The sequence below is a fragment of the Luteibacter sp. NPDC104163 genome, assembly GCF_055584245.1.
Map to the genome: position 1 here is coordinate 20,955 of NZ_JBVJMK010000009.1, position 22,445 is coordinate 43,399.

Sequence of the window (22,445 nt, forward strand, 5' to 3'; positions counted from 1 at the left end):
AATTCGCCACGTCATGCTTATCGTCACGCCATCCATCTCGATTCCCGACTCCGAGCTCATCGAGCGCTTCACGCGCGCGGATGGCCCGGGTGGGCAGCACGTCAACCGCACGGAAAGCGCCGTGGAACTGCGATTCGATGTCGCCAGCACACCGTCGCTGCCTGAGGAAGTACGCGAACGGCTCCTGGCGCGCCGCGATCGCCGCATGACCGACGCTGGCGTGCTGGTCATCCAGGCGCGCCGATTCCGCGACCAGGCCCGGAACCGCGACGATGCGCGTGAACGGCTCGCCGAAATCATCCACGCCGCGACGATTGTCGCCAAGAAGCGTGTGGCGACCCGCCCGACGCGTGCCTCGAAGGAGCGCCGCCTCGCTGGCAAGGCCCAGCGCGGTGAAACCAAGCGCACGCGATCGCGTGACTGGAGCCGCGATTGAACGGCGGCGTCCCGAGCGACATGGCGCCCAACGTTCCGCGCCTGCGCGACACCTGGTTCAGGCGGCTCTGCCGTTGGGCCATCAAGCGAACCGGCTGGCGCATCGTAGGCACCATGCCGAATGAGAAGAAGCTGGTCCTGATTGGCGCCCCGCATTCATCGTACTGGGATGGCGTCTACGGGCTGCTGATGTTGCAGGCCATCCGCCTCGACCTGCGCGTGATGATCAAGCGCGAAGCCTTCGACGGCCCCTTCGGGCCCATCCTTCGTCGGATGCCGCTGGTCCCGATCGATCGCAAGGCCGCGACGAATGTCGTGGAGCAGATGCTTGGGCAGTTCGCTGCCAACGACAAGCTCTGGCTTGGCATCGCACCGGAAGGGACGCGCAAACCGGTGACGCAATGGAAATCCGGCTTCCTGCGCATTGCGCGCGCGGCAGGCGTGCCGATCCAGCCCGTCTTCATCGATTACCCGACGAAGACCTTCACGCTGGGCCCGCTCGTACACACGACCGACGATCCCGATGCCGACATGGCGCGCATCCGCGCCATGTTCGTGGGTTACCACGGTAAGCATCGGGACGCGTAATACGCTTCACCCACCGGAAGTGCGATACCGGACGCTATAGGTCGCGACGCTTGCTGTCGTGTTCTCGACGACGAGCCTGTAGCTGCCCGGAGCGAGCTGGGGAACGTGGATCGACGCGCCGCGCCCTACCGGCACCCATTTGCCGCCCGCAAGCTGGAGCAGCACCGGAGTACCGCCTCCGGACGACGCCGTAAAGAGGCCACTGCAACGGCTGCTCCACTCGCGCAGGAGTATGGACGCGCCAGCGTTGAGACGCCCTGTTGCGCGCTGTTCGGGAAAGGTCATGAAGCACGGGCCAGCGAATGCGTGGGTTGAGCCCGCCATCGCGAAGACGGTTGCGAGTACGACGGAGACGCGGCGGATTGATTGGGCCATAGCATGAGCACCTTGTTGAAGGAGCTGCCATGCTAGGCAAACGGCGAGCAGCGTTTGCCAGGGCCTACACAGAGCGAGCCTGGCGCCGACGCCGATACGGGAATCGCCCGCGATCTCACCCTCTTTCGCCCGGATGACACACGTAGCGGCCGCCGCCTACAGACTTTGCTTTCGCGTGCGGGCCACTCTCGAACCTCCGCGTTGGAAGTCTTCATGCAAATTCGTCCGCCAAAGCCACTGCCGATGTTGAGGCTTGACCAGCTTGGCGCCCTGCATGGCACGACAGATCAGGTGAAACGCACGGGGCTCGGCATGTCGGATGACACCAAGGTCGCGTTGAAGCGCCTCGACCTTACGCGGATACGCCCCAGCGAATTCAATGCCATTGCAGTGCGCTTGCGCGAGGAAGGAAAGCTGACCGAGGATGTTGTTTCGAACCTCATTCTCTTCAGGGCAACAGGCTGGCGGTCGATGGCTGACGACCGTCCCTTCGATCTCATCAAGGAAGCCGAAGACATGGCCCGAATAGTGAGATCTGCTTCGCCCATGAGCCAGATTGCGAGCCAGCGAATCGGTCTAGAAGGAGCACTTTACAGCGCGAAGGGCCTCGCGAAATTCATCAAGACGTATCAGATCGGCGCTGGTTTCGACGATCACGCATAGCTTGCGGATTAACGCTCCGAATGCCCCGACTCATCGTAATCCCGATGCGTAAGCAACCCCGGCTTGATCAGGTCAATGAACGCGCGCGCTTCCGGGCTGAGGAACTTACCCTTCCGCATCACTACGCCGTAGCTTCGTTGCGGGAAGTACTGTCGAAGGTTGCGCACGACGAGCCGCTCACGGTCGGCATCGGTAATGCAGATACCAGTAACGATCGAAATACCCAGCCCCATCGCCACGTATTGCTTGATGACGTCCCAACCACCCACTTCAATCGCGACGGTGTACGGCACGCGTCGCTGCTGGAACACCATGTCGACCAGGCGGAAGGTCGTGAGCCGTTGCGGCGGAAGGATCAGCCCGTACGGCGAAAGGTCTTCCAGACGAATGGTGTCCTGCGATGCCAGCGGGTGATCCGGCGGCATGATCAACATCGGGTCGTAGTGGTAGACCGGAGCCCAGGCGATGTCGTTGGGCACGTCGAGCATCGAACCGATGGCGATGTCCACCTCGTCGGCGCGTAGCAATGCCATGCCGTCCTTGCCGGTCACGTTGGCGAGCTGCAGGTGCACATCGGGGTAGCGCTCGCGGTAAGCCTTCACCAGGTCGGGGAGCAGGTACTGGATGGTCGAGGCGCCGGCCGCCACGATCAGGCGGCCGGACTGCTTGCCGCGCGTCTTCGCGATGAACTCCCGGTCGAGGTTCTCGAAACCCTCGACCAGGGGGCGGGCCATTTCGTAGAGCGCCTCGCCCGCATCCGTCAGCGTGATGCGGCGGCGGGTGCGCTCTACCAGCGGCATCCCCAGCTCCCGCTCCAGCGCTTGCAACTGCAGGCTCACTGAGGGCTGCGACAGGAAGAGCGCCTCCGCCGCGCGACTGAGGGTGCCGAGGCGCGTTATGTACACGAACGCGCGAAGTTGTTTCAGCCGGTTGCCCTTGTAGTAGAAACGGCCGGCCGCGTCGGCGGCGGCCGGGGAAGAGTCGGCCGCTTTACGCCGCGCGGGGCGTTTCGCCGTCGCGCTCTTAGCTGGATTCAGCTTTCCGGCCATACGAATTACTCACTCCAACCAATAGGTTAGGTCGTACATTAAGAATGTTAATGCTATAGATTGAAACATATGCTTTGTCAACGGCACGGGCAGGGCCGTAGCGTGACCTCCAGACCCGAGTCCGGAGGCAGCGACCATGGCAGTACCCAAGAGCGTGATGAATCCCCTGGAAGGTGTCAGCCTGCACGGCGCCGACGGGGCCTTCGCTGACATCCTGACCCCGGCCGCCCTGGCCTTCGTGGCGGACCTTCACCGCCGCTTCGACAGCCGCCGGCTGGCCCTCCTGGCCGAACGTACCGCCCGGCAGCAGCGCTACGACGCCGGGGACCTTCCCGATTTCCGCCCTGACACGGCCGCCATCCGCGCGGGCGACTGGACGGTGGGTGCGATCCCCTCAGCGCTGCAGGACCGCCGCGTCGAAATCACCGGCCCGGTCGAACGCAAGATGATCATCAACGCGCTCAACTCGGGGGCGAAGGTCTTCATGGCCGACTTCGAGGATTCCAGCGCGCCGACGTGGGCCAACCAGATGGAGGGCCAGCGCAACCTGCGCGATGCGGTCGAGGGCACCATCGAATTCACCAGCCCGGAAGGGAAGCGCTACACCGTCATCGGCACCCCTGCCGTCCTGGTCGTGCGTCCGCGCGGCTGGCATCTCCCGGAGCGGCATGTCGAGATCGATGGCGACGTCCTTTCCGGCGCCCTGCTCGACTTCGGCCTGTTCGCCTTCCACAACGCGGCGGCATTGCGCGCACAGGATCGCGGCCCGTACTTCTATCTGCCCAAGCTTCAGTCAATGGAAGAAGCCGCGCTCTGGGATGACGTGATGGCCCACGCGGAGGATGCTCTGGCGCTGCCTCCTGGCTGCATGAAGGCCACCGTGCTCATCGAGACGCTGCCTGCGGTGTTCCAGATGGACGAGATCCTGCACGCATTGCGTACGCGTGTCGTCGGCCTGAACTGCGGGCGCTGGGACTACATCTTTTCCTATCTCAAGACCTTCCGCGCACACGCCGATCGCCTGCTCCCCGAACGCGGCCAGGTGGTGATGACCGTGCCGTTCCTGAAGGCGTATTCGGAACTTCTAATCAAGACCTGCCACCGCCGCGGCGCCTTCGCGATGGGCGGCATGGCTGCACAGATCCCGATCAAGGGCGATGCGGAGGCGAACGATGCCGCCATGGCCAAGGTGCGCGCGGACAAGCTGCGCGAAGTCACGGCGGGCCACGACGGCACCTGGGTGGCGCACCCCGCGCTCGTCCCCGTGGCGATGGAAATCTTCGACGCCCATATGCCCACGCCCAACCAGTTGCACGTAACCCGCGATGACGTCGTAGCGAGTCGCGATGCATTGATTGCGCCCGCCATCGGCACCGTCACCCGCGCCGGCTTCGACAACAACGTTGAGGTCTGCCTCCGCTACACCGCGGCGTGGCTCGAGGGACAAGGCTGCGTGCCGATCCACAACCTCATGGAAGACGCCGCGACGGCTGAAATCGCGCGCGCACAGCTGTGGCAGTGGCTGCATCACGGCCCCGTGGAATTCAGCGATCACGCCCCCATCACCCTGCCCCTTTTCGACCAGGCGCTCGCAGCACATACCCACCGCCTTCGCGAATCGAAGCTGCCCGGTGCGGCGCGCGCCGACGAAGCGGCTGCACTGATCAGTGCCCTTACCCATTCAAACGAACTGCGCGACTTCCTCACCCTGCCCGCCTACGAACGACTGGCTTGATACCTCTCCAAGGAGTACGACGATGAAGACGCACACTGCCGAACAGATCACGCTCGACTGGAAGAACAACGAACGCTGGAACAGCGTCGAGCGCCCCTACTCCGCCGAGGACGTGGTGCGCCTGCGTGGCACCGTGCAGGTGGAATACACCCTGGCCCGACGTGGCGCCGATCGCCTGTGGCGCTCCATGCAGGAACGGCCTTACGTGAACGCGCTCGGCGCACTCACCGGCAACCAGGCCATGCAACAGGTGAAGGCCGGCCTGCAGGCCATCTATCTCTCGGGCTGGCAGGTCGCGGCCGATGCGAATACCGCGGGCACCATGTACCCCGACCAGTCGCTGTACCCGGTCGATTCCGTGCCCAACGTCGTGCGCAAGATCAACAAGACGTTGCTGCGCGCCGACCAGATCCATCACGCCGAGGGCAAGGATGGCCTCGACTGGCTCGTGCCGATCGTCGCCGACGCGGAGGCAGGGTTCGGCGGTGTGCTCAATGCCTACGAGCTCATGATGCACATGATCGAAGCGGGCGCTGCCGGCGTGCATTTCGAGGACCAGCTCGCCAGCGCCAAGAAGTGCGGGCACATGGGCGGCAAGGTCCTCGTGCCGACGCAGGAGGCCGTGCAGAAGCTGGTGGCCGCGCGCCTTGCCGCCGACGTCGCCGGCGTTCCCACGCTGATCGTCGCGCGTACCGACGCGATGGGCGCGGGGCTCGTCACCTCCGATATCGACGAGAACGACAAGGCCTTCCTCACGGGCAAGCGCACCGTGGAGGGCTTCTATGAAACACGTCAGGGCATCGAACAGGCGATCAGCCGCGGCCTCGCCTACGCCCCCTACGCCGACCTGATCTGGTGCGAGACATCCACGCCCGACATGGATGAGGCGCGCCGCTTCGCCGAGGCGATCCACGCAGAGTTCCCCGGAAAGAAGCTGGCGTACAACTGCTCGCCGAGCTTCAACTGGAAGAAGAACCTGGATGAGAAAACAATTGCCAGTTTCCAGAACGACCTGGGCAAGCTCGGGTACGCGTTCCAGTTCATCACGCTCGCGGGCTTCCACGCCCTGAACTACTCCATGTTCCAGTTGGCCCGGGGTTACCGTGACCACCAGATGGAGGCGTACGTCGCGTTGCAGGAGGCGGAGTTCGCCGCCGAGAAGGATGGCTACACGGCTGCGAAGCACCAGCGCGAGGTCGGCACGGGCTACTTCGATCGCGTGAACCAGGTGATCTCGGGCTCGCTGAGTTCGCTGTCGGCTTTGTCGGGCTCCACGGAGGAAAGCCAGTTCCATCCTGCCTCGGCAGCCTGATCCCCAGGGAGAACGCGCAAAAAAAATCGGCCATCACCAAAGGGGTGGGCCGACCTAAAAACGTGTATCGAAGGGGATGTAAAGGCCGGTCCCGGTGCTGGCGCGGGGGGAGGGAGGGTATCCAGCACCGGGACGGGGCAGGCAGTCATTATCAAACCGCCTAGTACAGAATTCTCCGCCTCCGCCCACCCATTTGTCAACTAGGCAGTACATGAAATAAGTATTAACTCTGACGGGGGATGGCGGCGGAGGCTGACTTACCGGGGACTGGGCGGTGCCTAGGATGGCCTTGCCCCCGCATCTCCGCCGCCACATCCCATGCCCGACGTCCAACACGATCTGATCAGCCTCCTGCACTATCTCGCGCCAGGCTTCATTGCAGCCGGCCTGTTTTACGCAACCACCGCGCACCCCAAGCCATCGCAGTTCGAGAGGATCGTCCAGGCACTCATCCTGACGGTGATCGTGCATGCGATCGTTATCGCCGAACGCGGCATCGCGCATGTCCTGGGCAACGTCATCTCCTTCGGTCCGTGGACAGCCGAGAGCACGCTCTTCGCTCGATTGGTTACCGCAGTCGTCGCGGGTGCCGGCATGAGCGTTGCAGCAAATCACGACTACCTGTTCGATTGGCTTCGTCGACTTGGCGCGACGCAGCGCACGTCGTATCCGAGCGAATGGTTCGGTGTGTTTTCACAACAGCACCGATTCGTTACGCTGAATTTGAAAGATGGCTCACGTTTGAGCGGATGGCCGAGTGTCTGGCCGGAAAGCTCGGAAAAAGGCCATTTTTTCGTTACTGAAACGATGTGGGATGACGACGACACCACGGCAAATCCGAATGAGCCTAAGGACATTCTCATCAACGTCGCCGATGTGACACGAGTTGAATTCAATTCTCGAGCACGCCTATGAAAACAAAAAAGAAAGATCCGCCCATTCCCCGCGCGTACCGCTACCTGAACTACAACCCGCCCCCGGACTTCCCGCCTCCGGACTGGATGTTGGACCGGAGCGAAGCATTGGCACGCAAGTGGCGCTCACCGCCCGAGACCACCAAGGAACCGGAGGATCAGTGACGCGATGTCATCCACCTTCTCGTCCAGCGCAAAATGCCCTGCATTGAGTTGGTGGATTTCCACTTTCGGGAGATCACGCCTGAACGCATCGCCGCCCGCGGCGATGAACGATGGATCATGACTTCCCCAGACCACCAGCGTCGGCGGCTGGTTCGCACGGAACCAGGCTTGCCACGCGGGATAGGACGCGACGTTCGTGCGGTAGTCGTAGAGCAGCGCCTTCTGGATCTCCGCCTGACCTGGCCGCGTGAGAAACGCATATTCGTCCACCCAGAGATCGGGGCTGTACCGCTCGGGGTGGGCACTGCCGGCGATATGCCGTTGCTTCGCTCCCTCCAATGAGGTGAAGGCTTCAAACACTTCGGGGTGCGCGCCGGGGTTCTCCCAGAACTTCGCAATGTTGACCCATTTCGCCCCGAGGCCTTCCTTGTAAGCGTTCGCGTTCTGCAGGATCAGTGCGCGCACGCGCTCCGGATGTTTGACGGCGATGCGGTAGCCGATCGGACCACCGTAGTCCTGCAGGTACATGACGTAACGATCGATCTTCAGCGTCTCCAGGAGCGCATTGGTCGACTCGGCGAGATGATCGAACGTATATGCGTACTTCGACGGTGGCGGCGCATCGCTGTTACCGAAGCCCGGGTAGTCTGGCGCGATCAGGTGATACTTCGGCGCCAGCAGCGGGAACAGCGTGTCGAACATGCGCGATGACGACGGGAAGCCGTGGAGCAGCACGATGGTCGGGGCATCCTTCGGGCCCGCTTCGCGATAGAACATCCCGACGCCGCCGACATCGACCTTGTGATACGTGATCGACGTGGAGTTTGAAGGCAAGGTGCCGGTTGAACCGGGCAAGTCCGTGGCGGACGTAGCGGCCATGGCGAAGGCCAGCAGGAATGACGGGGTCACAGGGCGGCTCCAGCATGCGACGGATCGCCAGCATGCGCCTTCACCGTTTCCGTATCTACCTGGTTCGTGCACCGGTTTGGTCGCGCAAACCGTGGCCGCTTGGCCCTAGAACCGCCGGTAGTGCATCGCCTCGGCGAGATGCACCTGCTCGACACAGCCACTGCCGCCTTCGATATCCGCAATCGTTCGCGCAACGCGGAGGATGCGGTGGTAGGCGCGGGCCGATGCGCCGAGCTTGTCGAGGGCACCCTCCAGCCAGTCGCGCTCGGCCGAAGGCAGCGCGCAATCGCGCTCGAGGTTCACGACGCTGAGTTCAGCGTTAGGCTGGCCTGCGCGCAGCAGGGCCTTCTCTCGCGCGGCGATGACGCGCTTGCGCACCGTGGCCGTGTCGTCATCGTGGGGACCGCGCACCGCGGATAGCTCCGCGATCGATACGCGCGGCACCTCGACGCAGAGATCGATGCGATCGAGCAGTGGCCCGGAAATCTTCGCCTTGTACCGCGCGACCTGGTCAGGCGTGCAACGGCACTCGTGATGCGGATCGCCCTGGTAACCACAGGGGCACGGGTTCATCGCGGCGACGAGCTGGAACTCCGCTGGGAACGTGGACTGGCGCGCAGCACGCGAGATGACGATCTGCCCGGATTCCAGCGGCTCGCGAAGTACCTCGAGTACGTGCCGGCTGAACTCAGGCAGCTCGTCGAGAAACAGCACGCCATTGTGCGCGAGCGAAATCTCGCCAGGCCGCGGCGACGATCCGCCGCCGACGAGGGCCGGGCCGGACGCCGTGTGATGAGGAGCGCGGAACGGCCGGCGCCGCCAGGCGCTCGGATCGATGCCCTCACCCGCCAGCGAACGGATAGCGCAGCTCTCGAGCGCTTCCGACTCGGTCATGGCCGGCAGGATGCCCGGCAGCCGCTCGGCGAGCATGGTCTTGCCCGTGCCCGGCGGACCGATGAGGAGCAGGTGGTGTCCACCCGCCGCGGCGATTTCAAGCGCACGGCGCGCCTGGTGCTGGCCGCGCATGTCGCGCATGTCGGGCCCGCCGGCCAGGATGTCGTCGAAATCCGGCGACGCGGGCGTGGCCAGTTCGCCACTGCCGCGCAACCACGCACAGACTTCGGCAAGGCTATCGGCCAGGAGGATGTCGCCCTCGCCGATCAACGCGGCCTCGGCGGCGTTGGCCCGGGGCACCACGATGCGCCTGCCGCAACGGCGGGCGCGGATCAGTGCCGGCAGGATGCCCGGAACCGGACGCAGCTCGCCCGAGAGCGCGAGCTCCCCGAGGAATTCACAATCGTCCAGACGCTCGCGCGGCACCTGCGAGCCCGCCGCGAGGATGCCCAGGGCAATCGCGAGATCGAAGCGCCCGCCGTCTTTCGGGAGTTCCGCCGGGGCGAGGTTCACCGTCACCCGGCGGTTCGGGTATTCGAAAGCCGTGTTCTGTATGGCCACGCGGACGCGATCACGCGCCTCGCGTACGGCCGCCTCGGGCAAGCCGACGATGGACGTGGATGGCAGGCCGCCGGAAAGGTGGACCTCGACGACCACCTGGGGCGCCGCGACACCCTCCTGCGCGCGCGAAAGCGTGACAGCGAGGCTCATGAGGCGGGGAATCGTAACCGCTTACGCATAGAAAGCGGCAGCGAACGGCTGTGATCCAGGCCGGACCGGGTTCGCATATCGCACACTCCTTTGCGCGGGATGGGGAAATAACCGCCCCCGACCGCTCTCGGGGTGAGGGTGACGGATCGGGGGCGGTCCCGGGACCTTGCGGCCGTCCTTGTTTACTGGCCGCCAGGCGTGGCGCCGGCCTCGAGGCTGGCGACCCGCTTTTCCAAGCTTTCGAGCCTTTCGCGGGTCCGTGCGAGTACCTGGCTCTGAACGTCGAATTCCTCTCGAGTTACGAGATCGAGGCGGCGTAATCCATTCGCCAGGACATCTTTAAAGTTGGCGTGCAGATCCTCACGCGCTTGCGCCAACCCTGGCGGAACCAACGATGCCAACCGCTGAGCGAGTTGGTCGATACCCTGCACATCCATCCTGCTACCCCGACGTCGTGGAAGAAATTCTAGGTGAATGGTTTGTAGGCGCTATCAGCCTTCACCCCTACGTAGTGTAGGGTTTTTCCTACAAACCACCCAAAGCGGTCGGGGCGAAGGCCTATGGCACAATGGTCGTCCGCGTGCCGCAGCCGGTGCGCCCCAAGGAGTTCTACATGAAGCTGGTGGTCGCCATCATCAAGCCGTTCAAGCTGGACGACGTCCGCGAAGCCCTCGCCGATGTAGGCGTCCAGGGGGTGACCGTGACGGAAGTGAAGGGCTTCGGCCGGCAGAAGGGCCACACCGAGCTATACCGCGGCGCCGAGTATGTGGTTGATTTCCTTCCGAAGATCAAACTCGAGGTGGCCGTGGCCGACGATCAGCTGGAGCGGGTTGTCGAGGCGATCCAGCAGGCGGCCCGGACGGGCAAGATCGGTGACGGCAAGATTTTCGTCAGCGCGCTCGACCAGGTCGTGCGCATTCGGACCGGCGAACTCGACAACGACGCCCTCTAAGAAGAGGCTCAGGCGGCCTGGGCCAGCGCCTGCCGCTTGAACCGGCGGTGGTGGATCAGGATGCCCGCGTAGTAAGCCAGGTAGTAACCCAGCGTCAGGCCGACAATGGCCATGGTGAGCGGGCTGTCGCCCGGCGCCGGGCCATGGGCGGGCGCCATGCCGGTATGCAGGGCGGTACCTGCGATCGCGAACCGGTAGACCATGCGGCCGACCAGCAAGGCGGTCAGGGCGGCGCCAAGCCAGGGGTTCGGCGTGTAGCCATCGGCCCGGTCGGTGCCGATCTCGAACCGGGTGAGCTTCAGGCCCAGCATGGCGAGCGCACCGCCGATGACCAGGCCTGCCAGTGCCCCTTCGGCCAGCTTCAGGCTGACAAAACCGATCGTCATCAGCAGGCAGGCGACCACGGCGAAGATGCCGACGCGCACCGCCATCTTCCGCGTATGGATGACCTGGCGCCCGAAATTACGGCGCACGCGGCGGTAGACGACCCAGCACATCAGGGCGGCCATGGCGACCGGGACATAGGCGGAGGCGGGCTGGGCAGCGACCTGGGCAAGCATGGCGGGCTCTCGTATTGGCGGGTGTGGGACTACCTTAGCGGCGCGGGTTCGGAGGCCACAGATGCAGTCGCCATCTGTTCGAGGTGACGGTTGTCAGGGACGGCATCGCGCGCAAGCGCGCTCCCACAAGGGCAGCGCCCGGATCCGCGCGGCGCGCCAGGCGCGCGCCGCGGGATGCCTGCGTCAGGCCTTCGCCTTGCCCTGGTTGGCCACGGCGGCCATCTTGGCGGCGATTTCGTCGGCATCGCCCAGGTAGTAGCTCTTCGTCGGCTTCAGGTCCTTGTCGAACTCATAGACGAGCGGAATGCCATTGGGGATGTTGAGTTCGGCGATGTCGTCGTCCGAGATGTTGTCGAAGAACTTGACCAGCGCGCGCATGGAATTGCCGTGGGCGGCCATGAGCACGTTGTTACCGGCCTTGATGGCGGGGGCCAGCACCTCATGCCAGTACGGCAGCACGCGCGCCACGGTGTCCTTCAGGCACTCGGTCAGGGGGACCTCGGCGATGCCGTCGTAGCGGGCGTCGCCAGCGAACGACATCTCGCCCGGCTTGAGCGCCGGCGGCGGCGTGTCGTAGCTGCGGCGCCAGACCTTGACCTGGTCATCGCCGTACTTCGCCGCCGTCTCCGCCTTGTTCAGGCCGGTGAGCGCGCCGTAATGGCGCTCGTTGAGGCGCCAGTCGGTGACGACCGGGATCCACATCAGGTCCATTTCGTCCTGGACGTGCCACAGGGTGCGGACGGCGCGCTTCAGGTAGGAGGTATGGGCCACGTTGAAGGTGAAACCGGCTTCCTTGAGCAGGCGGCCGGCCTCGCGGGCCTCGGCGACGCCCTGTTCGCTGAGGTCGACATCGGCCCAGCCGCTGAAGCGGTTCTCGAGGTTCCAGGCCGACTGGCCGTGGCGGATCATGACGAGCTTGTACATGGCATCCAACGATGGGAGGGGAAAATCCCATGGTGGAACGGCGGGTGGAGGGCGTCAACTACGCCCCCCTGCCGCAAGTCACGCTAAACCTTGCGCGGCGTTGGCGCATCCTACGAGTCCAGTCCACCCGTGGAGCACCACACCATGCGCGTCACCCTGCTGTCGGCCGTTATTGCTCTCTCCCTGTCCGCCACCGCCTTTGCCGCTGACGATGTCAGCAAGGTCAACGGCACTGCCAGCGTCGAAGCCGGTGCCCACGCGGGCGATGTCAGCTCGGTCAACGGCTCCGTCCGCATCGGCGACAAGGCCGTGATCGAAACGGCCAGCACCGTGAACGGCTCCGTCGATCTCGGCGATGGCGCTTCAGCCGAAGCGGTGAAGACGGTGAATGGCGCACTCACGCTTGGCGAGCGCGCGCAGGTCAAGGGCGAGGTCGAGAACGTCAACGGTCGGGTCGAGCTGAAGAACGGCGCCGATGTGAAGGGCCACCTCAGCAACGTCAACGGCAGCATCCTGATGGATCACGCCCATGTGGGCGGTGGCATCGAAACGGTCAATGCCAGCATCACGGTCGGCGAAGGCTCGAAGGTGGATGGCGGCATCCTGGTCAAGAAGCCGAACTGGGGCTGGCACAGCGACAACAACCGCCCGCCGACCATCATCATCGGGCCGCACGCGGTCGTCAGCGGCACGATGACCTTCGAGCGCGAAGTAAAGCTTTACGTCAGCGACTCGGCCACCGTCGGCAAGATCGAAGGCGCCACTCCGCAGAAATTCAGCGGCAGCGCCCCATAAGGGAAATGTGGGACCTAGAGCCAATCCCGCGGCTTCAGGTACTCCACCAGCTTAGCCTCGGCGCTCTCCGGCGCCGGGGCATATCCATATTCAAACCGCACCCGCGGCGGCAGGCTCATCAGGATCGATTCCGTACGCCCGCCCGATTGCAGGCCGAACAGCGTGCCACGGTCGTAAACCAGGTTGAACTCCACGTAGCGGCCGCGCCGGTACAGCTGGAATTCCGTCTCGCGCTCACCGTACGGCGTATCCCTGCGCCGCCCGACGATGGGCAGGAACGCGTCGAGGAAACCCTGGCCGACATCACGGGTGAAGTTCATGCAACGCTCGAACCCACCCTCGTTCAGGTCGTCGTAGAACAGGCCACCGACGCCACGGGTCTCGCCGCGATGCTTCAGGTAGAAGTACTCATCGCACCACTTCTTGTAGCGGTCGTAGACATCGTCGCCATAGGGCGCGCAGAGGTCCCGCGCCACCGTGTGCCAGTGGCGCACATCCTCATCGAACGGGTAGTACGGGGTGAGGTCGAAGCCGCCCCCGAACCACCACACGGGCTCCGCGCCCTCCCGCGAGGCTTCGAAGTAGCGGACGTTCGCATGCGTGGTCGGGATGTACGGGTTGCGCGGATGGATGACCAGCGACACGCCGGTAGCGATGAAGCTGCCACCGACAAGATCAGGGCGGTGGGCCGTGGCGCTGGGCGGCAAGGGCGAGCCCGCGACGCGCGAGAAGTTCACGCCGGCCTGTTCGAACACCGCGCCCTCACGAAGCACGCGGGTGCGGCCACCGCCACCTGCCGGCCGGGTCCATGCGTCTTCCACGAATCGCGCTTCGCCGTCGGCTTCTTCAAGGGCGGCGCAGATACGATCCTGCAGCCCGCGCAGGAACGATTCGGCGATATCGGCTTGTTCGGACATGGGGCGTGCAGCCTCGCTTAGGGATGGCACAAGCTTACCAAGCGCGCCCGCGCAGCCCGCTGCGGCAAGCGGCCGCGTGGGGCTGATGCTCAGGAAAGGCGCCCGACCACCCGCTGGTTGCCGGTGAGGCGGGCCCAGCGAAAGCCCATGTCGATCCACATGAGGTAGCCGGCCTCCAGGGCCATGCGCCGGATATAGCGGGCGCCACCGGGGAACGCCGCTTCCGCCGCGACCGGCGTGGCGTCGAACGCCAGCCGCCGGGCAAGGTACAGGCAACGCGCGAGGTGGTAGCGGCTGGTCACCAGGGCGACGGAAGGAAGGCCTGCGTCGCAACGCAGGATGTCGCGTGCATGGCGAAGGTTCTCCAGCGAATCGATGGACTCCTGTTCCAGCGTGAGCGGCACGTCAGCGGGCCATCCGCCATCCTGCAGCCAGCGACGTCCTGCTTCGGCTTCGCTGATGGGACCGCCGTCGCTGCGGCCACCCAGCAGGAGCACATGCGGTGCCAGGCCATCGCGCGCCTGGACGCGGGCGCGATCCAGCCGGCTGATGAAATCGGCCTCAAGCTGGCCGCCGACGAGCTTTCGACCGAACACCAGCAGCGTTTGCGGCGCCCGCGACCGGACCGGGCTCAGGGTGGCGACGCGCCAGACGCGCACGAAGTGCGCCACGTAAAGCAGCCCAAGGCTCCCCACGAGCGCGAGCAGCGTGACACCCGCGGCGACGAGGACGTCGCCGTCGCCCAGGTATCGCAAGGGTCCACGACGCATGGTTTTGGGTAACCCGTTCATCGCATGCGGCTTCCTCGGGGCGGCCAGTCTTGCGGATCGGGCGCGGTGGCGCAATCGCCTGACCCGCTGACATGCCGTTCACGAGACGCTAGGGCTCAAAAAGGATAGGCTCCCGGAATGCCTCATCCCATGCCTCCTTTAGCGATCACCGCATACACGGCCACGTCGGCCCTTGGACGCGGCAATGAAGCCCACGCGCGCGCCATCGCCGACTCGGTCGGCGGCCTTGCACCCAACGATTTTTCCACCGCGCCCCTGCCTTGCTGGATCGGCCGGGTAGCGGGCCTGGAAGACGAACCGCTGCCTCGCGAGCAGGCGCAGTGGGAGTGCCGGAACAACCGTCTCGCCTGGCTTGCGCTGCGGCAGGATGGCTTTATCGATGCCGTGACCGCCGCGCGCCAGCGCTATGGCGCATCGCGCGTCGCCGTCCTGCTCGGCACCTCCACCGCCAGCATCGGCGCGACCGAGGAGGGCTACCGCCGGCTCGAGAACGGCGCGATGCCCGCCGACCTGCTCCGCCCCGCCATCCATACGCCGCATTCGCTGGCCGGGTTCGTCGCCCGCACGTTCGACCTCGAAGGGCCTTGCCTCACCGTGGCTACCGCGTGCTCTTCCAGCGCCAAGGTCTTCGCCAACGCGGAACGCATGATCCGCCTTGGCCTCATCGATGCCGCGGTAGTCGGTGGTGTCGATACGCTGTGCGACAGCGTGCTGTTCGGCTTCAACTCGCTCGAGCTGGTGTCCAGCGAACCGTGCCGCCCGTTCGACGCAAACCGCAACGGTATCTCGCTCGGCGAGGCCGGTGGCTTCGCATTGATCGAACGCGCCGCCGAAACGGGTTCTGCACCGCTCTTCATCGGCTACGGCGAGGCCAGCGACGCCCACCACATGTCGACGCCACACCCGGAAGGTCTCGGCGCCGAACTTGCGTTGCGCGACACGCTGGCACGCGCCGGGATCGAGCCGGGCGATGTCGACTACATCAACCTGCACGGCACCTCCAGCCAGAAGAACGACGAAGTCGAGGCCGCCCTCGTGGCGCGCAGCTTCCCTGCCACCACTCGTGCCAGTTCGACCAAGGGCTTCACCGGCCACACGCTTGGCGCGGCGGGCATCGTCGAGGCCGTGCTCACGCTGCTGGCGATGCGCGACGGCACCGTCCCCGCGAACCTCGGCGCCACCACGCCCGATCCGCTCTGTGGCCCGCAGATGGCATGGCAGTCGGAGAAGGCCGACCTGCATATCGCCCTGAGCAATTCGTTCGGCTTCGGCGGTAACAACGCCTGTCTCGCCTTCGCCCGCCCGGGAGCCGCCGCATGAGCGCCGCGCTGAGCGTATGGGTGAAGGGCATCGGCTTGTGGGCGCCGGGCACGCCGACGTGGCACGCGTTCCGCGAAGTCGCTACGGGCGATGCGGTGCCAGGCGCGACCGAACGCCCGGTGGCGGACGTGCTGCCGCCGAACGAGCGGCGCCGCGCGCCGGAGAGCGTCTTGCTGGCAGCCGCCGCGGCGGGCCAGGCGGTCGCGATGAGCGGGCTCGATGCGGCCAACCTGCCCTGCGTCTTCGCCTCGACCCATGGCGACCAGGTGATCACCGACTACATGTGCGAAACGCTGGCCACCGCGCCGGCCGAACTTTCGCCGACGAAGTTCCACAACTCCGTGCATAACGCGCCGGCGGGCTACTGGACCATCGCGACGCATTGCCACGCGGCATCGAGCGCAGTATCGGGCGGTGAAGAAAGTTTCGGCGCCGGTTTGCTCGAGGCGGCAACCCAGGCGGTGGCCGACGACCGCGAGGTGCTGCTCGCGAGTTACGACATCGCCGGCACCGGCCCGCTCGGCGGGATGACCAGCACCACGGGCCCCTTTGCGTCGGCGCTGATCCTGTCACCGCGCCCCGACGGCGCCGCGATCCGCCTGGATATCACGCCGGAGCCCGGCAACAGTGGACGCGAAGCAAGTGGCGATGCATGGATGGATGGCATTACCGAGAGCAACCCGTCCGCACATGCCGTGCCGTTTTTCCGCGTGCTCGCCGCGGCGCGCTCCGCGGCACTGCGCGTGCCGGCAGCGCGCGGGCTCGACCTGCATATCGACATCACCACCACGGCATGAACGTCGCCGGCCACCGTTACTGCGTGCTGATTCCCTGCCTCAATGAAGAGCAGGCTATCGCAGGCGTGGTCGGTGATGCGATGTCGCTGGGCATGCCGGTCATCGTGGTCGATGACGGATCGGATGACCGGACCCCTTCCATCGTCGCTTCGATGGGCGTGACCCTGCTCCGCCATGAGACACGGCGCGGCAAGGGCGAGGCACTGCGCACCGGCTTCCGCGAAGCCATGCGCCACGGTTTCGATGGGGTTTTCACGATGGATGGCGACGGCCAACACCTCGCCGCCGACATCCCTGCCATGCTGGAAGCAAGCCGCCAGCATCCGGGGGCCATCGTCATCGGCGCCCGCCTGCTGGAGAAGGAACAGCAACCACCTGGCCGGCGCCGCGCGAACGCGGTGGCCGACTGGGGCATTTCATGGGCCTGCGGGCGGCCGATCGCCGATACCCAGAGCGGCCAGCGCTTTTATCCGCGTGCGGCGCTCGATCTCGTCGACCTGCCGGCCGAGAATTTCGTCTTCGAAGCCGCGGTGCTGATCACCGCCTGCCGCGAGCGCGGGATCGGCGTCGTTTCCGTACCCATCGCGTCGCGTTATGAAGGCGCGTTCCGCATCAGTCATTTCAGCCCGGTGCGCGATGTCACGCGCATCACGACCTACACGATCGGCCGCGTGTTCCACTATGGCCATATCGTCGACAGCTACCGGCGTTCGCGCGCAACACCGACCATTATCAGCGACGCCACGACAACACATTGATACGCAACCAAGGGGTGGAAGGGATGGACCACAAGATGCACGACGCCGTGATCCTCGGGGGAGGACTCGCAGGACTTTCGCTGGCGATGCAGTTGAAGCGCGCTTATCCGGACATGGATATCGTGGTGCTGGAGCGGCACGCGCGCCCGCTACCCGAAGCCGCCTTCAAGGTCGGCGAATCCACCGTGGAAATCGCCGCGCACTACTTCGCCGACACGCTCGGCCTGCTCGACCACCTCGAGACCGAGCAGATCCGCAAGTTCGGTTTCCGCTTCTTCTTCTCCGATGGCAAGGATGACCTGGCCGACGTGACCGAGCTTGGCGTCAGCGCCGTGCTGCCTACGCCAAGCTACCAGATCGATCGCGGCATCCTGGAAAACTTCATGGGCGAGGAAGCGGCCCGCCGTGGCATCGATTTCCGCGAAGGCGTCACCGTCCGCGGCTTCGACATCGGCAGCGGCGATGCACCCCACACCATCCGCGTGAAGAGTGAAGCCGGCGAGTCGGAACTGCAGGCCCGCTGGCTGCTCGATGCCAGCGGCCGCGCCGGGCTCATGCGCCGCAAGCTCGACCTGACGCGCGACAACGGCCACCACGCGAACGCCGTGTGGTTCCGCATTGACGACCGCCTGGCGATCGATGACTGGTGCGGCGATGCCGAGTGGAAGGACCGCTGCCATCCGCCCGAGCGCTGGCGCTCGACCAACCATATGGTCGGCCCCGGCTATTGGGTGTGGCTGATCCCGCTTGCATCCGGCGCGCATTCGGTCGGCATCGTCGCCGATGCGAAGATCCAGCCGCTGGAATCGATGAACACCTTCGATAAGGCCCTGGCATGGCTTTGGGAGCACCAGCCCGTGCTGGCGAAGCAGGTTGAGGCGCGCAAGGAAAAACTGCTCGACTTCGCCTTCTTCCGCAACTACTCGTACGGTTGCTCGCGCATGTTCTCCCCGGATCGCTGGGCGCTGACCGGCGAGGCCGGCGCGTTCCTCGATCCGTTCTATTCGCCAGGCAGCGACTTCATCGCCATCACCAATACCTACATCACCCAGCTGGTCGGCATCGATCGCCGCGGCGAGGCACTGGCGCCCCGCGCCCGCCTGTTCGAGCGCCTGTTCTTCTCGTTCTACGACAGCACGCTGCGCATGTATCGCGGGCAATACAACCTGTTCGGCGACCCGGAAGTACTCCCGACCAAGGTGATCTGGGATTACGCGTACTACTGGGGCGTGCTCTGCCAGATCGTGTTCCAGGACCGGCTCGGTGATGCCGACTTCATCACGCACATGGCACCCGAACTGACCGGCAGCGCCGAGCTCAACATCGAGATGCAGGGGTTCTTCCAGCGCTGGCACGCGGTGTCGCACAAGCGCAACCACCGGCACATGATGGACCAGCGCGACCTGACCTGGTTCGCAGACATGAACCGCACGCTGCACGATGTGCTCGACGATGAATCACTGGCCGAGCGCCTGCGTAACAACGTGCGGATGATGCGCTTGCTCGCAGCCAACGCCATCGAGCAGGCGGCCGCGGAGCATCCCTCGTTGCTCGAAGGCTACGAGCATCTCGTCGATATCGAAGGCGTGCGGACGAAGCTGTTCGACCGCGTTGCCTGACGCCGCCTCAGGCCGGGTGGATCACCGCCGCCCGGCCGCTGGCGATCTCGCGGCCTTCGTGCTCGATGCGGAAGGTGTATTGCGCGCCTGACTCGTCGGCGAGCAGGCACTCGGCGAAGACGTCCAGGCGCCCCGGCAGGTCATCGATCCGTTCCACCGCCAGCCTCACGCCGCGCAGGCTCACCAGCATGCCCGGGCGAGGCTGGGTCGCTCCCGCAGCTTTGGCCCGCAGTGCGCCGTGTACCGCCGTGGCCTGCGCACCGTATTCGGCAAGATGCACCGCGTGGAGTCCATCTTCACCGCGCAGCGGGTGCGTTAATGCGACATGGCCCGTACTCACCGCGTGGATCGTGTCGGCGTCGAATGCCACCACGCCATCGAGCAGGCACATGTCGCCCGCGTGCGGCACGAGGTAGGCGAAATCCGCCCTGGCCAGCGTCGGCTGTGGCTGTCCGTCAGGCATCGGCGTGCTGTACCGGCTGGGGAACAGTGGCTGCGGTTGCACCGTCGGCCTCCTGCCAGAAATCGTAGAAGTTGAACCAGTTGAACGGATACAGGCGGCAATAGTGCTCAAGCCGCGAGGCGAAGCGGGCCATGATCGCCTCGAGTGCTTCGGCGCGGCACGCCCGCGGGATGTCGATACCTTCGGAGAAGGTTTCGAACACCAGCCGGTAGCGATTGCCGCCGAGATAGATGCCGAAGCACAGCACCACGGGAATCTTCAGCGCCGACGCAAGCAGCCAGGGGCCGACCGGGAACGACGCGGGGGTACCGAGGAACGGCACGACGCGCGAGGCTTCGTGCGGATTGCCACGGTCGGCAAGCAGGGCCACCATGCCGCCTTTCGCGGCACCCTCGGCCATGGCGAGCGCAACTGACGTGCCGCCGAGCGAGGCGTCGATCACGGCGGCACCCACGTCCGGGGCGAGCGCTTCCAGCAAGGCCGTCAGCGCGGGCGTCTTCTGTTTGTCGAGCACGACCCGCAGCGGAACGTCCGGGCGGCGCTGGCCGAGTGCGCGCAACGCCTCGAAGCTACCCTGGTGCGAGCCCAGGAGGAGAACGCCCTTGCCTTCATCGAGGCAGGCATCCAGTTCGGCGACGCCTTCGGCCTCGACGATGAAGTCGCGCTCACCGCGCGCCAGGAAGAACATGCGATCAAGCAGCGTCGCCGAGAACATGTGGATGTGGTGGAACACATCCGCGTGGGTCACGGGGCGGTTGAGCACGCGCGCGAGGTACAAGCGCGAGGCCAGCCGCTCCGCGGGGCGGCGCAGGAAAAAGTAGAGCGCGATCGGCCACAAGAGCAGGCGCGCGACGCGGCGGCCCAGGCGAAGCCCGATCGTGCGGATAAGCCAGATGGCGAAGAAGCCGCCACCTTCGCGCTGCTGCCAGTGGCTCATGCGCTGCCCTCCAGCGTGCCGCGCAGGAGGATCGCGTCCCCGCGACGCACCACCACGCGGTAACGGCGCTCACCGGCTTCGCTCAGCTCCAGCACGGCCTCTTCGTCGGGCAGGAGCGGCGCGATGAACTTCGCATCGACGACCTGGCGCACCGACGCATCGCGCCATGCCCGGAGCGCCCGTGCGGCCTGCTCGAGGATCAGCACGCCGGCCACGATGGGCCGCCCGGGAAAATGCCCGGCGAAGCTGGGGTGGCCCGCCGCGAAGCGGAAGGCCTGTGTGTAGCAGGCTGCGGTGTCGGTCATGGTCGTATGCCGTGTTTGCGCAGAGCAAACCACGGCACGAGGCAGCGTGACCTGAACGGGCCGTCAGGCGGCCGCGCGGTGCTGTTCGATGTGCTCGGACAGGGTGCGCAGGCTCGTGAAGATGGTGCGGTTGTCGGGGTTATCCGACTTCAGCTGGAAGCCATAGCGCTTGGACACCGCGAGGGCGATTTCCAGCGCGTCGATGGAATCCAGCCCGAGGTCGCCGCCGAACAGGGGCGCTTCCGGGTCGATATCGGCCGGCTTCACGCTCTCCAGGTTCAGGCTGGTGACGATCAGTTCTGCGAGTTCTTTCTGTGCTTCGGTCTGCGTTGCCATTGGTGTTTCCAGGTCCCCGGATCATGCCTGCCTCCCCCCGGATGGCAGCGGCGGCGGAGTGTAACACAGGGCTTTTCATGCCCTGGCGAGCCTACATTCAGCCACGTGAAGACGCGGCCACGAACGCGTGGCCGGTCGCAGGATATGATGGGGCCCAGCGTTTACATGGAAGCCTCGATGCGCTCAGCCAGCGACATGCGCGAGCGAGCCCCGCTCGCCGCCCGCCCTTCACCGACCGTCACCTACCGCGAGCCGCCGGCTGGCCCGCTGTCGTCGCGCACCCTGGCCGCGTTTGGCTTTGGCCGCGCGGCAAGCGCGATCGACGATCCGCGCTGGCTCGGCGTCGCGCTGGAGCCGCTGGGCGAGGCGCCCGTCGAGGTCTGGACCGTGGATGCGGACGTGACGTACGGGCGTGACGGCGACCTGCGCTGGTCGCGCGGCGGCGGCTGGCTGTACGCCGCCGTGGAGTGCGACGAGGCGGACCACGGTGATCCGGAAGGCGCGGCCGCGCATGCCTATCGCCAGTTGTCCGCTTTCGTCTCACGCGGGCCGGAATGCCACGTGCAGCGCATCTGGAACTACCTCGGCGCGATCAATGCGGGCGCAGGGGACGATGAGCGCTACAAGCTGTTCTGCAACGGCCGCATCGCCGGCATGGGCGAGGCGTTTGCCCAGGGCTTTCCGGCGGCCTCGGCGATCGGGCACCACGCGAGTAAAGGCCTGCTCCAGGTTTACCTGCTGGCAACCGACCGCCCGGGCACCCGCGTCGAGAACCCGCGCCAGGTGAGCGCCTGGCAGTATCCCCGCCAGTACGGCCGCACGCCGCCCAGCTTCGCCCGCGGCACGCTGTTGCCTGCGGACGACCTGCTGGCCATCTCGGGCACCGCCGCGGTCGTCGGACATGCCTCCGCGCACGCCGGGGATCTCGCCGCGCAGCTGGCCGAGACGCGCCGGAACCTCGATGCGCTGCTGGCGAACGGCGGCATTCCCGAAGGATTCGACGCGCGCGCGCCGCTCAAGGCCTACGTACGCCACCCCGCGGACGCGGCAGAGGTCAAAGCGTTTGCGGCCGCGCATTGGCCCGATGCGCCACTGCTGCTCGTTCATGGCGATATCTGCCGCGAGGAACTGCTCGTCGAGATCGACGGCTGGCGTTACCGCTGAACCCCGGCTCTTGTGGGAGCGGGCTTGCGCGCGATCGCGCGCAAGCGCGCTCCCACA

26 protein-coding genes are annotated in these 22,445 nt (G+C 65.7%); 13 read left to right on the plus strand and 13 right to left on the minus strand.

Going from position 1 to position 22,445, the window contains the following annotated elements; all coding sequences use genetic code 11:
• Positions 1 to 13: 13 nt before the first annotated feature.
• Both arfB and ACZ6YI_RS12600 read left to right on the plus strand, forming a co-directional pair.
• Positions 14 to 436: an alternative ribosome rescue aminoacyl-tRNA hydrolase ArfB gene (arfB, locus tag ACZ6YI_RS12595; RefSeq protein WP_465778970.1), complete on the plus strand. Its 423-nt coding sequence runs from the start codon at positions 14 to 16 to the stop codon at positions 434 to 436.
• Positions 433 to 1,023: a lysophospholipid acyltransferase family protein gene (locus ACZ6YI_RS12600; RefSeq protein ID WP_465778971.1), complete on the plus strand. Its 591-nt coding sequence runs from the start codon at positions 433 to 435 to the stop codon at positions 1,021 to 1,023. The genes arfB and ACZ6YI_RS12600 overlap by 4 nt, the downstream gene beginning before the upstream one ends.
• A 6-nt stretch (positions 1,024 to 1,029) precedes the next feature.
• Here ACZ6YI_RS12600 and ACZ6YI_RS12605 read toward each other — a convergent pair whose 3' ends face one another.
• Positions 1,030 to 1,398 carry a hypothetical protein gene (locus tag ACZ6YI_RS12605; RefSeq protein ID WP_465778972.1) on the minus strand — a complete coding sequence of 123 codons (369 nt, stop codon included), beginning with the start codon at positions 1,396 to 1,398 and terminating at the stop codon, positions 1,030 to 1,032.
• Between the two features lie 213 nt (positions 1,399 to 1,611).
• Here ACZ6YI_RS12605 and ACZ6YI_RS12610 point away from each other — a divergent pair, with 213 nt between their 5' ends.
• Positions 1,612 to 2,061 (plus strand): hypothetical protein, encoded by a 450-nt coding sequence (locus ACZ6YI_RS12610; RefSeq protein ID WP_465778973.1) that lies wholly within the window; start codon positions 1,612 to 1,614, stop codon positions 2,059 to 2,061.
• Between the two features lie 8 nt (positions 2,062 to 2,069).
• On the opposite strand, the gene ACZ6YI_RS12615 is transcribed toward ACZ6YI_RS12610, so the two are convergent.
• Positions 2,070 to 3,110: a LysR family transcriptional regulator gene (locus ACZ6YI_RS12615; protein WP_465778974.1), complete on the minus strand. Its 1,041-nt coding sequence runs from the start codon at positions 3,108 to 3,110 to the stop codon at positions 2,070 to 2,072.
• A gap of 136 nt (positions 3,111 to 3,246) precedes the next feature.
• On the opposite strand from ACZ6YI_RS12615, the gene aceB reads away from it, so the two are divergent.
• From aceB to ACZ6YI_RS12630, 3 genes are all read left to right on the plus strand, one after another.
• Entirely contained in the window at positions 3,247 to 4,845 is a 1,599-nt protein-coding gene (aceB, locus tag ACZ6YI_RS12620; RefSeq protein ID WP_465778975.1) for a malate synthase A, read from the plus strand.
• A gap of 22 nt (positions 4,846 to 4,867) precedes the next feature.
• Positions 4,868 to 6,157, plus strand: coding sequence for an isocitrate lyase (gene aceA, locus ACZ6YI_RS12625; RefSeq protein ID WP_465778976.1), 1,290 nt, complete (start codon positions 4,868 to 4,870; stop codon positions 6,155 to 6,157).
• 318 nt (positions 6,158 to 6,475) lie between these two features.
• The gene (locus ACZ6YI_RS12630) at positions 6,476 to 7,072 is read left to right on the plus strand and encodes a DUF6338 family protein (protein ID WP_465778977.1); all 597 of its coding nucleotides are present in this window, start codon (positions 6,476 to 6,478) and stop codon (positions 7,070 to 7,072) included.
• A 125-nt stretch (positions 7,073 to 7,197) separates the two neighbouring features.
• On the opposite strand, the gene ACZ6YI_RS12635 is transcribed toward ACZ6YI_RS12630, so the two are convergent.
• From ACZ6YI_RS12635 to ubiK, 3 genes are all read right to left on the minus strand, one after another.
• Positions 7,198 to 8,145, minus strand: coding sequence for an alpha/beta fold hydrolase (locus ACZ6YI_RS12635; RefSeq protein ID WP_465778978.1), 948 nt, complete (start codon positions 8,143 to 8,145; stop codon positions 7,198 to 7,200).
• 105 nt (positions 8,146 to 8,250) lie between these two features.
• Positions 8,251 to 9,750, minus strand: a complete 1,500-nt coding sequence (locus ACZ6YI_RS12640) for a YifB family Mg chelatase-like AAA ATPase (RefSeq protein ID WP_465778979.1) — start codon at positions 9,748 to 9,750, stop codon at positions 8,251 to 8,253.
• Positions 9,751 to 9,932: 182 nt separating this feature from the next.
• Positions 9,933 to 10,187 carry a ubiquinone biosynthesis accessory factor UbiK gene (gene ubiK / locus ACZ6YI_RS12645; protein ID WP_440327703.1) on the minus strand — a complete coding sequence of 85 codons (255 nt, stop codon included), beginning with the start codon at positions 10,185 to 10,187 and terminating at the stop codon, positions 9,933 to 9,935.
• 176 nt (positions 10,188 to 10,363) lie between these two features.
• Between ubiK and glnK the strand changes: the two genes are divergently transcribed.
• A complete protein-coding gene (gene glnK / locus ACZ6YI_RS12650; protein WP_440327702.1) occupies positions 10,364 to 10,702 on the plus strand; it encodes a P-II family nitrogen regulator in 339 nt (112 codons plus the stop codon).
• Between the two features lie 8 nt (positions 10,703 to 10,710).
• On the opposite strand, the gene ACZ6YI_RS12655 is transcribed toward glnK, so the two are convergent.
• Both ACZ6YI_RS12655 and gpmA read right to left on the minus strand, forming a co-directional pair.
• Positions 10,711 to 11,262, minus strand: a complete 552-nt coding sequence (locus ACZ6YI_RS12655) for a CcdC protein domain-containing protein (protein WP_465778980.1) — start codon at positions 11,260 to 11,262, stop codon at positions 10,711 to 10,713.
• A gap of 183 nt (positions 11,263 to 11,445) precedes the next feature.
• The gene (gene gpmA, locus ACZ6YI_RS12660; protein WP_440327700.1) at positions 11,446 to 12,186 is read right to left on the minus strand and encodes a 2,3-diphosphoglycerate-dependent phosphoglycerate mutase; all 741 of its coding nucleotides are present in this window, start codon (positions 12,184 to 12,186) and stop codon (positions 11,446 to 11,448) included.
• A 144-nt stretch (positions 12,187 to 12,330) separates the two neighbouring features.
• Between gpmA and ACZ6YI_RS12665 the strand changes: the two genes are divergently transcribed.
• The gene (locus tag ACZ6YI_RS12665) at positions 12,331 to 12,981 is read left to right on the plus strand and encodes a DUF4097 family beta strand repeat-containing protein (RefSeq protein ID WP_465778981.1); all 651 of its coding nucleotides are present in this window, start codon (positions 12,331 to 12,333) and stop codon (positions 12,979 to 12,981) included.
• A gap of 14 nt (positions 12,982 to 12,995) precedes the next feature.
• On the opposite strand, the gene hemF is transcribed toward ACZ6YI_RS12665, so the two are convergent.
• The gene (hemF, locus tag ACZ6YI_RS12670) at positions 12,996 to 13,898 is read right to left on the minus strand and encodes an oxygen-dependent coproporphyrinogen oxidase (RefSeq protein ID WP_440327698.1); all 903 of its coding nucleotides are present in this window, start codon (positions 13,896 to 13,898) and stop codon (positions 12,996 to 12,998) included.
• Between the two features lie 89 nt (positions 13,899 to 13,987).
• Positions 13,988 to 14,668: a YdcF family protein gene (locus ACZ6YI_RS12675; RefSeq protein WP_465778982.1), complete on the minus strand. Its 681-nt coding sequence runs from the start codon at positions 14,666 to 14,668 to the stop codon at positions 13,988 to 13,990.
• A 150-nt stretch (positions 14,669 to 14,818) separates the two neighbouring features.
• Between ACZ6YI_RS12675 and ACZ6YI_RS12680 the strand changes: the two genes are divergently transcribed.
• The 4 genes from ACZ6YI_RS12680 to ACZ6YI_RS12695 are packed head-to-tail and all read left to right on the plus strand — an operon-like array spanning position 14,819 to position 19,183.
• Positions 14,819 to 16,009: a beta-ketoacyl-[acyl-carrier-protein] synthase family protein gene (locus tag ACZ6YI_RS12680; protein WP_465778983.1), complete on the plus strand. Its 1,191-nt coding sequence runs from the start codon at positions 14,819 to 14,821 to the stop codon at positions 16,007 to 16,009.
• Positions 16,006 to 16,806, plus strand: a complete 801-nt coding sequence (locus ACZ6YI_RS12685) for a beta-ketoacyl synthase chain length factor (protein ID WP_465778984.1) — start codon at positions 16,006 to 16,008, stop codon at positions 16,804 to 16,806. The genes ACZ6YI_RS12680 and ACZ6YI_RS12685 overlap by 4 nt, the downstream gene beginning before the upstream one ends.
• Positions 16,803 to 17,564, plus strand: coding sequence for a glycosyltransferase family 2 protein (locus tag ACZ6YI_RS12690; protein WP_465778985.1), 762 nt, complete (start codon positions 16,803 to 16,805; stop codon positions 17,562 to 17,564). The genes ACZ6YI_RS12685 and ACZ6YI_RS12690 overlap by 4 nt, the downstream gene beginning before the upstream one ends.
• A gap of 23 nt (positions 17,565 to 17,587) precedes the next feature.
• A complete protein-coding gene (locus ACZ6YI_RS12695) occupies positions 17,588 to 19,183 on the plus strand; it encodes an NAD(P)/FAD-dependent oxidoreductase (protein WP_465778986.1) in 1,596 nt (531 codons plus the stop codon).
• A 7-nt stretch (positions 19,184 to 19,190) separates the two neighbouring features.
• Here the strand turns inward: ACZ6YI_RS12695 and ACZ6YI_RS12700 are convergent, their stop codons facing one another.
• The 4 genes from ACZ6YI_RS12700 to ACZ6YI_RS12715 form a co-directional block, all read right to left on the minus strand.
• Positions 19,191 to 19,646, minus strand: a complete 456-nt coding sequence (locus ACZ6YI_RS12700; protein ID WP_465778987.1) for a hotdog family protein — start codon at positions 19,644 to 19,646, stop codon at positions 19,191 to 19,193.
• On the minus strand, positions 19,639 to 20,583 hold the full coding sequence (locus ACZ6YI_RS12705; protein ID WP_465778988.1) for an LpxL/LpxP family acyltransferase: 945 nt from the start codon (positions 20,581 to 20,583) through the stop codon (positions 19,639 to 19,641). The genes ACZ6YI_RS12700 and ACZ6YI_RS12705 overlap by 8 nt, the downstream gene beginning before the upstream one ends.
• Entirely contained in the window at positions 20,580 to 20,888 is a 309-nt protein-coding gene (locus ACZ6YI_RS12710) for an ApeI family dehydratase (protein WP_465778989.1), read from the minus strand. The genes ACZ6YI_RS12705 and ACZ6YI_RS12710 overlap by 4 nt, the downstream gene beginning before the upstream one ends.
• Positions 20,889 to 20,951: 63 nt before the next feature.
• Entirely contained in the window at positions 20,952 to 21,224 is a 273-nt protein-coding gene (locus ACZ6YI_RS12715) for a phosphopantetheine-binding protein (RefSeq protein WP_440327689.1), read from the minus strand.
• A 177-nt stretch (positions 21,225 to 21,401) separates the two neighbouring features.
• On the opposite strand from ACZ6YI_RS12715, the gene ACZ6YI_RS12720 reads away from it, so the two are divergent.
• The gene (locus tag ACZ6YI_RS12720; RefSeq protein WP_465778990.1) at positions 21,402 to 22,388 is read left to right on the plus strand and encodes a chorismate transformation FkbO/Hyg5 family protein; all 987 of its coding nucleotides are present in this window, start codon (positions 21,402 to 21,404) and stop codon (positions 22,386 to 22,388) included.
• Positions 22,389 to 22,445 lie beyond the last annotated feature (57 nt).

What these genes read in the sequence shown, in the direction of transcription:
- ACZ6YI_RS12605 (WP_465778972.1), bottom strand. Translation starts at nt 1,398, where the DNA reads ATGGCCCAATCAATCCGCCGCGTCTCCGTCGTACTCGCAACCGTCTTC.
- ubiK (WP_440327703.1), bottom strand. Translation starts at nt 10,187, where the DNA reads ATGGATGTGCAGGGTATCGACCAACTCGCTCAGCGGTTGGCATCGTTG.
- ACZ6YI_RS12655 (WP_465778980.1), bottom strand. Translation starts at nt 11,262, where the DNA reads ATGCTTGCCCAGGTCGCTGCCCAGCCCGCCTCCGCCTATGTCCCGGTC.
- ACZ6YI_RS12685 (WP_465778984.1), top strand. Translation starts at nt 16,006, where the DNA reads ATGAGCGCCGCGCTGAGCGTATGGGTGAAGGGCATCGGCTTGTGGGCG.
- ACZ6YI_RS12715 (WP_440327689.1), bottom strand. Translation starts at nt 21,224, where the DNA reads ATGGCAACGCAGACCGAAGCACAGAAAGAACTCGCAGAACTGATCGTC.
- ACZ6YI_RS12705 (WP_465778988.1), bottom strand. Translation starts at nt 20,583, where the DNA reads ATGAGCCACTGGCAGCAGCGCGAAGGTGGCGGCTTCTTCGCCATCTGG.
- glnK (WP_440327702.1), top strand. Translation starts at nt 10,364, where the DNA reads ATGAAGCTGGTGGTCGCCATCATCAAGCCGTTCAAGCTGGACGACGTC.
- ACZ6YI_RS12615 (WP_465778974.1), bottom strand. Translation starts at nt 3,110, where the DNA reads ATGGCCGGAAAGCTGAATCCAGCTAAGAGCGCGACGGCGAAACGCCCC.
- ACZ6YI_RS12710 (WP_465778989.1), bottom strand. Translation starts at nt 20,888, where the DNA reads ATGACCGACACCGCAGCCTGCTACACACAGGCCTTCCGCTTCGCGGCG.
- ACZ6YI_RS12665 (WP_465778981.1), top strand. Translation starts at nt 12,331, where the DNA reads ATGCGCGTCACCCTGCTGTCGGCCGTTATTGCTCTCTCCCTGTCCGCC.
- aceA (WP_465778976.1), top strand. Translation starts at nt 4,868, where the DNA reads ATGAAGACGCACACTGCCGAACAGATCACGCTCGACTGGAAGAACAAC.
- ACZ6YI_RS12695 (WP_465778986.1), top strand. Translation starts at nt 17,588, where the DNA reads ATGGACCACAAGATGCACGACGCCGTGATCCTCGGGGGAGGACTCGCA.
- hemF (WP_440327698.1), bottom strand. Translation starts at nt 13,898, where the DNA reads ATGTCCGAACAAGCCGATATCGCCGAATCGTTCCTGCGCGGGCTGCAG.
- arfB (WP_465778970.1), top strand. Translation starts at nt 14, where the DNA reads ATGCTTATCGTCACGCCATCCATCTCGATTCCCGACTCCGAGCTCATC.
- ACZ6YI_RS12630 (WP_465778977.1), top strand. Translation starts at nt 6,476, where the DNA reads ATGCCCGACGTCCAACACGATCTGATCAGCCTCCTGCACTATCTCGCG.
- ACZ6YI_RS12675 (WP_465778982.1), bottom strand. Translation starts at nt 14,668, where the DNA reads ATGCGTCGTGGACCCTTGCGATACCTGGGCGACGGCGACGTCCTCGTC.
- aceB (WP_465778975.1), top strand. Translation starts at nt 3,247, where the DNA reads ATGGCAGTACCCAAGAGCGTGATGAATCCCCTGGAAGGTGTCAGCCTG.
- gpmA (WP_440327700.1), bottom strand. Translation starts at nt 12,186, where the DNA reads ATGTACAAGCTCGTCATGATCCGCCACGGCCAGTCGGCCTGGAACCTC.
- ACZ6YI_RS12610 (WP_465778973.1), top strand. Translation starts at nt 1,612, where the DNA reads ATGCAAATTCGTCCGCCAAAGCCACTGCCGATGTTGAGGCTTGACCAG.
- ACZ6YI_RS12680 (WP_465778983.1), top strand. Translation starts at nt 14,819, where the DNA reads ATGCCTCCTTTAGCGATCACCGCATACACGGCCACGTCGGCCCTTGGA.
- ACZ6YI_RS12690 (WP_465778985.1), top strand. Translation starts at nt 16,803, where the DNA reads ATGAACGTCGCCGGCCACCGTTACTGCGTGCTGATTCCCTGCCTCAAT.
- ACZ6YI_RS12700 (WP_465778987.1), bottom strand. Translation starts at nt 19,646, where the DNA reads ATGCCTGACGGACAGCCACAGCCGACGCTGGCCAGGGCGGATTTCGCC.
- ACZ6YI_RS12640 (WP_465778979.1), bottom strand. Translation starts at nt 9,750, where the DNA reads ATGAGCCTCGCTGTCACGCTTTCGCGCGCGCAGGAGGGTGTCGCGGCG.
- ACZ6YI_RS12720 (WP_465778990.1), top strand. Translation starts at nt 21,402, where the DNA reads ATGCGCTCAGCCAGCGACATGCGCGAGCGAGCCCCGCTCGCCGCCCGC.